The sequence below is a fragment of the Pseudomonas sp. QS1027 genome, assembly GCF_002814235.1.
GTDB lineage: Bacteria > Pseudomonadota > Gammaproteobacteria > Pseudomonadales > Pseudomonadaceae > Aquipseudomonas.
This window is the reverse complement of the sequence record NZ_PHSU01000004.1, coordinates 152,570-164,970: the sequence shown is the minus strand read 5'-3', so window position 1 is coordinate 164,970 and position 12,401 is coordinate 152,570. Positions and strand designations below refer to the sequence as shown.

Annotated in this window: 11 protein-coding genes; 4 read left to right on the top strand and 7 right to left on the bottom strand. The window is 61.7% G+C overall.

Going from position 1 to position 12,401, the window contains the following annotated elements; genetic code table 11:
• Positions 1 to 38: 38 nt before the first annotated feature.
• Both CWE01_RS04570 and CWE01_RS04565 read right to left on the bottom strand, forming a co-directional pair.
• Positions 39 to 1,139 (bottom strand): LacI family DNA-binding transcriptional regulator, encoded by a 1,101-nt coding sequence (locus CWE01_RS04570; protein WP_100939345.1) that lies wholly within the window; start codon positions 1,137 to 1,139, stop codon positions 39 to 41.
• 56 nt (positions 1,140 to 1,195) lie between these two features.
• A complete protein-coding gene (locus CWE01_RS04565; RefSeq protein ID WP_100939344.1) occupies positions 1,196 to 2,323 on the bottom strand; it encodes an MFS transporter in 1,128 nt (375 codons plus the stop codon).
• Positions 2,324 to 2,575: 252 nt separating this feature from the next.
• On the opposite strand from CWE01_RS04565, the gene CWE01_RS04560 reads away from it, so the two are divergent.
• Entirely contained in the window at positions 2,576 to 3,850 is a 1,275-nt protein-coding gene (locus tag CWE01_RS04560; RefSeq protein ID WP_100939343.1) for an MFS transporter, read from the top strand.
• Positions 3,851 to 3,885: 35 nt separating this feature from the next.
• Here CWE01_RS04560 and CWE01_RS04555 read toward each other — a convergent pair whose 3' ends face one another.
• The 3 genes from CWE01_RS04555 to CWE01_RS04545 are packed head-to-tail and all read right to left on the bottom strand — an operon-like array spanning position 3,886 to position 6,542.
• The gene (locus CWE01_RS04555; protein WP_100939342.1) at positions 3,886 to 4,902 is read right to left on the bottom strand and encodes an ABC transporter substrate-binding protein; all 1,017 of its coding nucleotides are present in this window, start codon (positions 4,900 to 4,902) and stop codon (positions 3,886 to 3,888) included.
• Positions 4,895 to 5,668: an ABC transporter ATP-binding protein gene (locus tag CWE01_RS04550; RefSeq protein WP_100939341.1), complete on the bottom strand. Its 774-nt coding sequence runs from the start codon at positions 5,666 to 5,668 to the stop codon at positions 4,895 to 4,897. The genes CWE01_RS04555 and CWE01_RS04550 overlap by 8 nt, the downstream gene beginning before the upstream one ends.
• Before the next feature lies 1 nt (position 5,669).
• Positions 5,670 to 6,542 carry an ABC transporter permease gene (locus CWE01_RS04545; protein WP_100939340.1) on the bottom strand — a complete coding sequence of 291 codons (873 nt, stop codon included), beginning with the start codon at positions 6,540 to 6,542 and terminating at the stop codon, positions 5,670 to 5,672.
• A gap of 342 nt (positions 6,543 to 6,884) precedes the next feature.
• Between CWE01_RS04545 and CWE01_RS04540 the strand changes: the two genes are divergently transcribed.
• A complete protein-coding gene (locus CWE01_RS04540; protein WP_100939339.1) occupies positions 6,885 to 7,973 on the top strand; it encodes an LLM class flavin-dependent oxidoreductase in 1,089 nt (362 codons plus the stop codon).
• A gap of 122 nt (positions 7,974 to 8,095) precedes the next feature.
• Here CWE01_RS04540 and CWE01_RS04535 read toward each other — a convergent pair whose 3' ends face one another.
• Positions 8,096 to 8,890 (bottom strand): class II aldolase/adducin family protein, encoded by a 795-nt coding sequence (locus CWE01_RS04535; RefSeq protein ID WP_100939338.1) that lies wholly within the window; start codon positions 8,888 to 8,890, stop codon positions 8,096 to 8,098.
• A 120-nt stretch (positions 8,891 to 9,010) separates the two neighbouring features.
• Entirely contained in the window at positions 9,011 to 9,916 is a 906-nt protein-coding gene (locus CWE01_RS04530; RefSeq protein WP_100939337.1) for a LysR family transcriptional regulator, read from the bottom strand.
• Between the two features lie 219 nt (positions 9,917 to 10,135).
• Between CWE01_RS04530 and CWE01_RS04525 the strand changes: the two genes are divergently transcribed.
• The gene (locus CWE01_RS04525; protein WP_100939336.1) at positions 10,136 to 10,744 is read left to right on the top strand and encodes a cysteine dioxygenase; all 609 of its coding nucleotides are present in this window, start codon (positions 10,136 to 10,138) and stop codon (positions 10,742 to 10,744) included.
• A complete protein-coding gene (locus CWE01_RS04520; protein WP_100939335.1) occupies positions 10,741 to 12,324 on the top strand; it encodes a rhodanese homology domain-containing protein in 1,584 nt (527 codons plus the stop codon). Before CWE01_RS04525 ends, CWE01_RS04520 begins: the two co-directional genes overlap by 4 nt.
• The last annotated feature ends 77 nt before the right edge of the window (positions 12,325 to 12,401 follow it).

Genomic DNA, 12,401 nt, shown 5'->3' with positions numbered 1-12,401 from the left:
GCGGCGGTGTGAGGTTCACACCGCCGCCTTTGAGGGGCTTACGCGTCGGAGGGCTGTACCTTGAGGGTCGAGGTACGCACCACCAGTTTGGTGGCGAAAATTTTCTGCTGGGGTTCCAGCGGAGTGTCGGCCGGCGCGTTCAGTTGCTCGGTCAACAGCCGCGCGGCGTAGACGCCCTTCTCCACCATGGGCTGGGCGATGGTGGTCAAGCCAAGCTGCACCGCTTCGGGAATGTCGTCGAAGCCGATCACCGAAAGCGTCTCCGGGACTTTGCGATTGAGCGCATGGGCGGTTTTCATGCAGGCGATCGCCATGACATCCGAACAGGCCACGACCGCTGTGACCTCATTGGACGTCAGCAGCGTGAACGCCGCCGTCTGCCCCGACGTCGAATCCAGCCCGCCGGCCTCAATGACACTCAGGTCCTCGAAGGCCAGGCCGGCCGCATTGGCGGCTTCCACATAACCGGTGAGACGCTCGCGAACAATGCGCTCACTGGCGCTTTTGAAGCGTTGCTGATCGATGGGGCCGCGATAACCGTCAGGGTTGAGGCGATCGATGATCACGCCGATCTTGCGATGGCCCAGGTCCAGCATGTGCTGCATCTGCGCGCGGGCCGCGGCGCGATCGTCGATCCCGACAAAAAACGAGTTCTCCACCAGCGGCGAGTCGATCACCACAAAGGGAATGTTCTGTTTCACCACGGCCAACACCGCCGGGTGATCATCGGGCAGGGTCGAAATAATCAAGCCGTCCACCAGCCCGCGCAAGGCCAGGCTGCCGTGGCTGGCGGCCTGGGCACGTCCGACCAGGCGGTTGTTATTGAGGGGGAACAACGTCAGCGCGACGTTTTCCAGCTCGCCCACTTCGCTGATGCCACGCAACAAGGCAATGGTGCAGGGGTCGGCAAAGGCCAGGGACAACTTGTCCATCATCATCAGCCCGATGGCCCCGATCTTGCCGGAGCGCAGGCTCCGTCCCAGGACGTTGGGGCCCGGATAGCCCAAGGCAGCGGCCACCTCAAGGATATGCTCGCGCTGGGCCGAAGACAGTTTGGAGGGGCGATTGTAGGCGTAAGACACCGCAGGCTGGGACACGCCCGCCGCCAGTGCTACGTCTTTCATTGAAACGGCTGCCATCGCTTGCTTCCCAATCTCTTTGAATACCTCGGACGAGGCCCGTGAAAAAACTGCACTCAGTGTAACCGCTGCGGGGAAACCTTCGGAACCAATCGCGTGGCGCTGCCCATGATCGCGAGCATCAGCGAGGCCACTGCCAGTAGCGCCCAGGACAAGCTGGTCGCTTGGGCAAACGGCCCGATAACGGCCGGCCCCATGAGGATACCGAGGTAGCCGAGGCTGGTGGCCGCGGCAATCGCCAACTCTCCCGGCATGCTCTTTTGCGTGCCCGCCAGTGACAGGTAGACCGGGGCAATGTTCGCCAGGCCGATGCCGATCACCGCAAATCCCACCAGGTTCACCAGCCAGTTCGGCGCCAGCACGACCACCAGAAACCCCAGGATCACAATCAGGCCGCCACCGATCAGTACCACCCGGGAGCCGAGCCTGAGCAGGATCCGGTCACCACTCAGGCGTCCCAACGCCATCATCACCGCGAAGGCCGCGTAGCCCAGGCCGCCGATGGAATGCTCGACGCCGCGTACCTGGGTCAGAAACACCGCGCTCCAGTCAAGAATGGCGCCTTCGGCCATAAAGGCGAACAGGCACAACACCCCCAGCACCAGGACTTTTCCCGTGGGCCTGACAAAGGCCGGACTGCCTTCGTCACCACTGCGCCCGAGCATTTGCCGCCCGTAGGTCAGGACAAAGGCCGCCAGTGCCGCCATTACCGCCGCGCTGGCCTGCAACGGCGTGGCGCCGAGCCAGAGCAACGCGGTGATCCCCGCCGCACTGACAATCGTGCCCAGGCTGAACAGGCCATGAAAGCCGGACATGAGCGAGCGTCCCGTAGCCCGCTCAACCATCACCCCCTGAACATTCATCGTCACGTCGACCGAGCCGCACCCGGCGCCGAACACGGTCAGGGCGAACATCAAGCCGGCGAAGGAATCGGTCGTGGCCAGGATCGGCAAGGTCAGTAGCACCAGGGCGATACCGACGTGCATGGTAAAGCGGCAACCTTTCCTCGCGTTCAGGATGCCGGCGAGCGGCATCATCACCAGCGAACCGAGGCCCAGGCAAAGCAGCAACAGGCCCAGCGCCCCGTCATCGATCCCTGCGCGACTTCGCGCATAGGGCACCAACGGGGCCCAGGTGCCCATGCACAGGCCCGACATCAGAAACGTCAACCGGTAGGCCGACATGTGCGGCGTGGAGCACGGCACAACCCATTCTTGAGACGACACGCAAACTCCTTTGCTCGGACGGAATGAGTTATACGTATAACTCAAAAATTCACATTAGGCCACTCACCCGGTGCGGCATTGGATAGTGGTTATCTAAAATCGTTGACACCTTCATCCTCAAGTTTTACTTTTCGCCAGTTATTCGTATAACCCAAGCGATGAATATCCAATTGCATAACCACCCGACAAAAATAAAAGGGACCATGCAGCGTGACGAAGACTCTTCAGAAAACACCGATCCCGCCGCGCATTCGCAAGGCGCGTATCGCGACCTTCCTCGGCTTCATGATGATCGGCGCGATGATGTACATCTGGTCCACCGGCGTGAGCGTCTTCAGGGCACAGCTGGGTTTCAGCGGTGAACCGGGCGATAGCGATTTCGGCCTGATCGCCCTGGGAGTCGGCGTCGGTTCCGCAGCCGGTGCACTGCTGGTGGGCCGCCTGCTGGATAGCTTTGGCGCGAAGCCGATCATTACCCTGGGCGCCCTGGCCTATCCGCTTTCAATCATTCCGTTGGGGTATGTCGGCGGCTTCTGGTTCGCGCTGTGTTTCGGCACGCTGCTCGGGCTGCTGCGAGGCGCCCTGGATACCGCCCTGAATGCCCATGGCGTGCAAGTCGAGCGGTTTTACCAACGCTCGATCATGTCCGGCTTCCACGCGTTCTATTCCCTTGGCGGTTTCCTGCTGGGCATGGTCTGCAGTTGGCTGACCGGCTTCTACACCGACAGCGTGCAAGTCCCCTACACGGTGCTGGGCATCGCCATGTTGGTACTGGGCTGTGTCTTCAGCCGCTGGCTGCTGGGCAAGGATGATGTGCCCGACCCACAGACCGGCGAATGGCACACGACTGGGGCCGCGGATGAACGCGGCAAAGGGCCCTCGACCAAAACCCTGCTGGTGATGATTGCCCTCGGCACCCTCCTGCTGGGCAGCATGATGGGCGAGAACGCCATTGCCGACTGGGGCCAGGAATACATTCGCCGCGAGTTCTCCACCAGCACCTCCACGGCGGGCATGGCGGTCTCGATCTTCGTCGGTGCGGCCTTTGTCGGGCGTCTGTTCGGTGACCGCCTGGCGGCCGCTTTTGGTAATTCACGAGTGGTGTTCGGATGCGGCGCATTGTGCGTCTTCGGCATGACCGTCACCCTGGTCGGCGGCACTGCGCTGACGGGCATCCTCGGCTTCGCGCTATTCGGCCTCGGCCTCTCCTGCATCGCCCCGCTGATGATTTCCGCCGCAGGGCGCCGGGATCCAGTGCATGCCGGGCGCAATATCGGCATCGTCAACTGCATCGGCTTTTCCGGCATGCTGGTGGGCCCCGCCGTGATCACCGTGATCGTCAGTCAGTTCAGCCTGAACAAACTGATGTTTCTCCCGCTGATCCTGCTCGGCCTGCTGGCAACGTTCGGCCCCCTGCTGATGCGCACACCCAAGGCCGTGACAAACCCGGGGCAACAAAGTGCCCAGCGTGATCCGGCGCCCTAGATCGATGCAGCCCGGGCATCATAAAGTCAGGCCGGTCAGTTGGGATTCACCGATGCGGATATTGCGGGACTCAGGGCCACCGACTCGCTCGAAAACACCTGCGCGTCGGTGAATTTTTCCACGTCGACGCGATGGGGGAAGATCTTCTTCTCGACGAACAGATCATCCACCTGCTGCAACGCCTGCAGATCCCGTGCCTCCACCGGCAACAAAGACTCATCGCCCCAACTGCGCAGCAACTGTGAAACCTCAAGAGGAATATCGTTGACCTTGGCAAACACTTGCGCGTAGGCCTCCGGGTTCTTCTGCGCCCATTCAAAGGCCTTGGCGAAACGCTGCAACACATCGCTCAACGCCTTGCGCTTGAGCGGGTCGCCAAGCACTTCATCGGACGCCGTGATAAAGGTCAGCCCGGTATTGATCCCCTCCCCGCTGATCAACACCCTGGCGCCCTTCTGCTCGGCAAATGCCTGATACACGCCGAAGGTGGCCCAGGCTTCGATCTTTCCGGCATTGAAGGCTGGCAGCGCATCGGTGGGCAGGACAAAACCGACCTTGACGTCTTTTTCATCCACCCCGGCATTGGCCAGGGCACGAATCAGCAGGTACTGGGAAATGCTGCCGCGGGCGGACGACACCACCACGTTATGGCCTTTCAGGTCCGCGACGCTGTGAATCGGCGAATCGGGCGGCACCAGGATCGCAATGCCCCGGGATTGGCTGCGGCGTACGGCGACGATACGCAATGGCGCGCCACCCGTGGCCGCGGCCAGTACCGGCGTATCACCGGCCGGGCCCAGGTCCACCGCGCCGGCGCGCAAGGCTTCGAACAGCGGCGCGGCGCCCTGGAAGTTGGCCCATTCAACCTTGTAGTGGATGCCTTCCAGGGCGTTGGCCGCTTCTACCACTGTGCGCAAACCCTTGGCCTGATCGCCCAGGATCAAGGTCACGCCGGATAAATCAGAATCGGTTTTCGGGGCCTCGGCAGCTTTATCACACCCTCCCAGCAACAACGCGGCCGCCAACCACATCAACACCCTCAACTCAACCATGGGCAAATCGCCGTACGCCGCTGGCAACCGCTGGCGCCACTGCCGCCGGGACGTCCACTTCAACCCCCAGCAGACTCAGCAAGCGTGCCCGGATCGCCTGGAAGCCGTCCTGGCCCGTGTCCCGCGCCCGAGGCAGATCGATGGTCAACTGCTCGGCGATCTTGCCATGGGCCAGGACGATCACGCGGTCGGCCAGCAGAATCGCTTCGTCAACGTCGTGGGTGACCAGCAGCACGGCCGGCGTATGCTTGCGCCACAGTTCGATAATCAACCGATGCATCTTGATCCGGGTCAAGGCGTCCAGCGCGGCGAAAGGTTCGTCCAGCAGCAACAGCTTGGGTTCGCGCACCAGACCACGGGCCAACGCCACGCGCTGGGCCTCCCCACCGGAGAGTGTCGCCGGGTAGGCATCCAGCCGATGGGCCAACCCCACCTCCGTCAACGCCTGCACCGCGCGCTCCTTGGCATCAGGAACACGCAGTCCGAGGATCACGTTTTTCCAGGCGCGCTTCCAGGGCATCAGCCGCGGCTCCTGAAACACCGCCGCCCGGGCCTTGGGCACGCGCAACTGGCCGCTGTCGATGCTGTCCAGCCCGGCCAGGCTGCGCAGCAAAGTGGTTTTGCCGGAACCGCTGGCGCCCAGCAGGGCGACAAACTCGCCGGGAGCAATGTCCAGGTCCAGGCCGTCGATGACCCGTTGCTGACCGAACTGGCGCACCACGTTACGCAACTGTACCGGCGGCGCTAAAGATTCGATATTCGACATGTCAGTTCCTCACGAAAGATGGGCGCCAGGCCAGGGCGAAACGTTCCAGGGTGCGGATCAGGCCGTCGATCAGCAGGCCGAGGACGCTGTAGATCAACAGGCAAATCACAATCACGTCGGTGCGCATGAAATCCCGCGCATCGCTGGCCAGGAAACCGATACCGGCGGTGGTGTTGATTTGCTCGACGAACACCAGGGCCAGCCAGGAAATCCCCAGGGAATAGCGCAGGCCGACAAAAAAAGAAGGCAACGAGCCCGGCAGGATCACATGCCAGATCAATTCGCGACGGTTGAGCCCCAGGGTGTTGGCGGCCTCGATCAATTTGGGGTCGATGTTGCGGATACCGGCGAACAGGTTGAGGTAGACCGGGAAGATGGTGCCGGTGACGATCAGCGCGATCTTGGTGAACTCGCCAATGCCGAACCAGAGAATGAACAACGGCACCAGGGCCAGGGAAGGAATGGTGCGCAGCATCTGCATCGGCGAATCGAGGATCACCTCGCCGCGCTTGGACAGGCCGGTGACCAGCGCCGCCACCACGCCAATGCTGACGCCAATGCTCAGCCCCAGCAGCGCCCGTTGCAGGGAGACCAACAGGTGCTTGCCCAATTCGCCGGAAACGATCATCGCCCACAAGGTACCGCCGATCTGCGACGGCGCGGCGATGACCCGTTGCGGGATCAGCCCCAGCTCGGAGGCCAGCTCCCACGCCAGCAGCAACACGATCGGGCTGACCAGGCGCAACAGCACTTCAGGGGTGCGCCAGTTGCGCAGCCAAACGGGAATCAGCCGTGAGACGCCTTCAGGCTCGCCCTGCAAGCGAGCCACCTTGTCGACGGAAAACGAGCTGGCATTCAGGGACTTTTCAGTCATCAGGCTTCCTTCCTCACAAAGAACACGGCCGGGAGCGCCGCTTCGGTTTCATGCTAGTCGCATAAAAAACCTCAGTGAAATTCTTTTTGGGAATAACCTAATATGATTAAAAATCAGACAGCAATTCCAGAAAATAAATTATTTGCATAATAAAGCTTCCAGGCCCCGGCCCTCGCCGCTCACGCTCTCCTTGCCGATATAAAATGCATATTACTGATAAATAGCATTAATCAAGATTCTACAAATTAATAATTAACTTAGAACAAAACGGCATTTTACAGCCCAGTCCCCGCCCCCTACTTTCGACCCCTACAGAGCGCCCACCCACATAAGGAACTGACCATGAGCATTGAATTTATCGGCTATATCGGCGGCCATCACGCGTCCGAGATCCATCCCCGCAGTGGTCCGACCCTGCAACCCGACTATGTGGAAACCGTCGCTCGCGCCCACGAGGCCGCCGGCTTCGACCGTGCCCTGGTCGCCTTCCACTCCAACAGTCCGGACAGCACGCTTATCGCCTCCCACGCCGCCAGCGTGACCAAAAAACTGCAGTTCCTGATTGCCCATCGGCCCGGTTTTGCCCAGCCGACCCTGGCCGCTCGACAGTTCGCCACCCTGGACGTGTTCAACGGCGGGCGCACCGCCGTGCATATCATCACCGGCGGCGACGATCGCGAGCTGCGGGCCGACGGCAGCCATATCGACAAGGACGAACGCTATACCCGCACGGATGAGTACCTGAGCGTGGTGCGCCAGGAATGGACCAGTGACAAGCCCTTTGCCCATGAAGGCACCTATTACCAGGTCGAGGGCGCGTATTCGACGGTGAAGTCGCCGCAACAGCCGCATATCCCGCTGTATTTTGGCGGATCTTCAGCGGCGGCGATCGCCGTGGCCGGCAAGCATGCGGACGTGTATGCGCTGTGGGGTGAAACCTACGAGCAAGTGCGGGAAGTGGTGACCCGGGTACGCGCTGAAGCCGCCAAACATGGGCGGACGATTCGCTTCAGCCTGTCGTTGCGACCGATCCTGGCCGAAACCGAGGAGCTGGCGTGGGAACGTGCGGAGCAAATCCTGCAACAGGCTACCGCCCTCGCCGAGCAGAACGGTTTTGTAAGGCGCGAACCACCGAACGAAGGGTCTCGTCGCCTGCTGGCGGCTGCGGCCCAGGGTTCGAGGTTGGATAAACGCTTGTGGACCGGGATCGCCGGGCTGCTGGGGGCGCAGGGCAATTCGACGTCACTGGTGGGCACGGCTGAACAAGTGGCGGAGGCCCTGCTCGACTATTACGACTTGGGCATTACCACCTTCCTGATTCGCGGTTTCGATCCCCTCAATGACGCCATCGACTATGGCAAGCGCCTGATCCCCCTGACCCGCCAGTTGGTGGCGGAACGCGAGCGGCAAGCAGCTGAAAAGGTCGCCTAGAGCGGCTTTTTGCAAGCGCTGGGTTCGGCCTTTTGTACTTGGGTCGAACTCCCGGCAAAAGCCACCTCTCCCTCTCGGGAGAGAGGTGGACTTCAACTCGGCCGTGACTTGTCAGGCCCGCCTTAATTCTTGTAGTCGGTATCGGTACGTTCCAACTGTCGAATCAACGCATTCCAATGCCGCGCCACTCCAGGTCCATCCCCACTCTTGAACACCTCGGCCTGCTTCTCAACCTTGGCCACCACCTCGGCCGGCGGAAAGATCAACTCGGCATTGCCCCCCGCCTGTGCCGCGATCTGGATATTGCACGCCCGCTCCAACCCCTGCAGTTGCTGGAATGCATGCTCGACGCTGATCCCGGCCGTCAACAAGCCATGGTTGCGCAGGATCATCACACTCTTGTCCCCCAGGTCAGCCACCAGCCGCTCGCGCTCATCCAGGTCCAGGGCCACGCCCTCATACCCGTGGTAAGCCACCCGCCCGGAAAAACCAATGGAGTGTTGGGAAATCGGCAACAACCCATCCTTCTGCGCCGACACCGCAATACCGTCCCGGGTATGGGTGTGCAGCACCGCTTGCAGGTCAGGACGGGCAGCATGGATGGCGCTGTGGATCACATAACCGGCGTAGTTGATGCCCAACCCGGTCGGGTCGTCGACGAGGGTGCCATCGATGTCCACCTTGACCAGGTTGGAGGCGCTGATTTCATCGAACAGCAAGCCGAAGGCATTGATCAGGAAATGTTCCTCGGGCCCCGGCACCCGGGCGGAGAAATGGGTGTAGATGTGATCGGTCCACTTGTACAAGGCCGCCAACCGATAGGCAGCGGCCAGCTTGACGCGGACCTCCCACTCTTCAGGAGTGACCCGCAGTCGGACATTGTTCGAAACGCTGGATAACGGACTGACGTTGCTCATGGCAAAACTTCCTGGATGGCCTTAAGGACTTCCAGGCAAGCCTATGGGATGGGAAAAAATAATAAAAAGCACATTTTAATCTAAGCTAATTATTATTTTTTTTCATATCACGCCGCAGAATCATGCGGCGTTTCTGACCTTGTGCAACGACGCCGCCACCAGCTTGCCAAAGGCATCCACCGGCCCTTGCAGGTTGCCGAGGAAGTGCGGGTAGATCAGCCACAGGTCCATCACCGGCTTGAAATCCTTGAGGGGCATGACCGCCAGTTGCTCGCGATGGACGCTGCGCTCCAGCAACGGCCGCGGCACCAGGCCCAGCCCCAGGCCGTCAGCCACCAGCCCCAACTGCAACTCGGTACCAAAGGTTTCCAGGTTGACCCGCAAGGCCAGGCCCTGATCCGACAGGGTGCGTTGCAGCCCGGCCCGGAAGCCGCAGCCATCGGGGTTGAGAATCCAGCCGCTCTGGTAGACATCCGCCAGCTTGCACGGGCGCTTGGGTAGCTGGGCCTTGGCGCACACCACCACCAGTTCCATCTTGCCGATGGATTCGCCGACGATATTGTCCGGGAAGATCTTGCCCGCCGGAAACAGCGCCGCCGCCGCGTCCAGCTCACCGCGCTCGATCTTGCCGACCAACTGGCTACCCCAGCCCGTGGCCACCTGGGCGCGCAGGTCGGGGTATTCGGTGCGCAGGTGCTTGAGAGCGTCGAGCAGCACCACATCGCCGATGGTTTGCGGCACGCCCAGGCGCAACAGCCCGGTGGGGGGTGCATCGGTGGCCACCAACTCGCGCAGCGCATCCATCTCCCGCAGGATCAGACGGCACTGTTCATAAACCCGGGTTCCGATCAAGGTAGGCTTGAGCGGCTTGGTGTTACGGTCGAACAACTCCACTCCCAGCGCCTGCTCGAAGTTCTGCACGCGGCGGGTGATCGCCGGCTGGGTCAGTTGCAACGACTCGGCGGCATGGCTGATGGACTGGCAACGAATCACTTCGACAAAGGCATCGATATCGTCAATTTTCATTTGGGCCGCACATAGAGAACAGTCATTAAGATGTGTGAAAAGCATAGTGAGATAAACGGCGCCTGGATAGCCCGCTCACCTATCGATAACGCCTAACGCTATTCAAACCGGTTCTAAATTACTTTCAGCTATAACCTAATCATTAAAAAATAGCATATTAAACATAAACATTATGCTTAGATAACCCCACTACAACGAATCACCCACGATGGAACTGCCATGACCCAGGCCCGACACCCGGAGAGACTCAGAGCATTCATAGGCGCCCTGGCGGAATTGATCGACGGCAACCCTCGCGAAGGCGATCTGCTGCACCGCGGCGGCAAGCTGTTGGCGCAACTGGTCAGCCATGATGACTGGCTGCCGGACGAGTTTGCCCAGCCCGACCCCGAGCGCTATCAGCAATTTCTGCTGCATGCCGATTCGCGCCAGCGTTTCAGCATCGTCAGCTTCGTGTGGGGGCCGGGGCAAAGCACGCCGATTCATGATCATCGGGTGTGGGGGCTGATCGGCATGCTGCGCGGTTCCGAGTATTCCCAAGGGTTCGAGCGCGGCACCGACGGCGCCTTGATCGCCGCGGGCAAGCGGATCCAGCTGGAGCCGGGCCAGGTCGAGGCGGTCTCGCCGAAGATCGGTGACATCCACCAAGTCAGCAATGCCTTTGCTGACCGGGTGTCCATCAGCATTCATGTCTACGGCGCCAATATCGGTGCCGTGCGCCGCGCGGTGTATCAGCCCGACGGCAGCGAGAAACTGTTTATCTCCGGTTATTCCAACGCCTTTCTCCCGAACATCTGGGATTTGTCCAAAGAGAGCCCTGCCCAATGAGTACTGTATCGAACCGCACCTTCGCCCAGATTCGCCAGGCACTCTTGGACCATGAAGAAGTCGCCCTCGTCGATGTGCGCGAAGAAGCGCCTTTCGCCGAATCCCACCCGCTGTTCGCCGCCAATATCCCGCTGTCCAAACTGGAGCTGGAGGTTTACTCGCGCATCCCCCGCCGTGATACCGAGGTGACGGTCTACGACAACGGCGAAGGCCTGGCGAACATCGCCGCCGAGCGTTTGCAGGCGCTCGGCTATACCCGGGTCAGCCTGTTGGCGGGCGGTCTTGACGGTTGGCGCCGCGCCGGTGGCGAGCTGTTTATCGACGTCAACGTGCCGAGCAAGGCCTTCGGCGAGCTGGTGGAAAGTCGGCGCCACACCCCGTCCCTGGCGGCGGAAGAGGTCCAGGCGCTGCTCGACAGCGAGGCCGATGTGGTGGTGCTCGACGCCCGGCGCTTCGATGAGTACCAGACCATGAGTATTCCCACCGGCATCAGCGTCCCCGGCGCCGAACTGGTGCTACGCGCCCGCGAGCTGGCGCCAGATCCGTCCACCCATATAATCGTCAACTGCGCCGGGCGCACCCGCAGCATCATCGGCACCCAGTCGCTGATCAATGCCGGTGTTGCCAATCGGGTATTCGCCCTGCGCAACGGCACCATCGGCTGGACCCTGGCCGGCCAGACGCTGCAACACGGTCAGTCGCGACGCTTCGCCTCCACTTCGGAAGAACATCGCCAGATCGCCGCCCAGAAGGCTCGCAGTGTTGCCGACAAAGCCCGCGTGGGCCGCGCCACCCTGGCCGACCTGCAAGGCTGGCAGCAGCAAGCGGCGCGCACCACCTACCTGTTCGACGTACGCACCCCGGAAGAATACGAAGCAGGTCACCTGCCGGGCGCCCGCTCGACACCGGGCGGCCAGCTGGTGCAGGAAACCGATCATGTCGCCAGCGTACGCGGCGCGCGCCTGGTGCTGGCCGATGACGACGGTGTACGGGCCAATATGTCCGCTTCCTGGCTTGCCCAGCTAGGTTGGGAAGTGCATGTGCTGGACGACCTGCAACCGGCGCATTTCAGCGAGCACGGCCCGTGGCAGGCACCGGTCCCGGCGCCTCGGCAGGCCGAAGTCATCAGCCCGCAGACCCTGGCCGAATGGCTGACCCACGGCGACACCGCCGTACTGGACTTCACCAGCAGCGCCAACTACGTCAAACGCCATATTCCCGGTGCCTGGTGGGCGCTGCGCGGGCAATTGCCGCAAGCCCTGGCCAAGGTGCCGGCGACGCAACGCTATGTGCTGACCTGCGGCAGCAGCCAGCTGGCGCGCCTGGCGGTGGCCGAAGTCGAAGCACTGACCGGCAAGCAGGTGTTCCTGCTACAGGACGGCACCGCCAGTTGGATTGCCGCACAACTGCCCTTGGAGGAAGGCGAGAGCCACCTCGCCTCACCGCGCATCGACCGCTATCGCCGCCCCTACGAAGGCACCGACAACCCACGGGAAGCCATGCAGGCCTACCTGGACTGGGAATTCGGCCTGGTGGAACAACTGGCCCGCGACGGCACCCATGGCTTTTTCGTGATCTGAGCCCTCCAGGCTTCTGCACCGCATGCCGGGCAGCGCCGTTTGATCTGCCACACATTGAATTCAGCCCGACCCCTTTC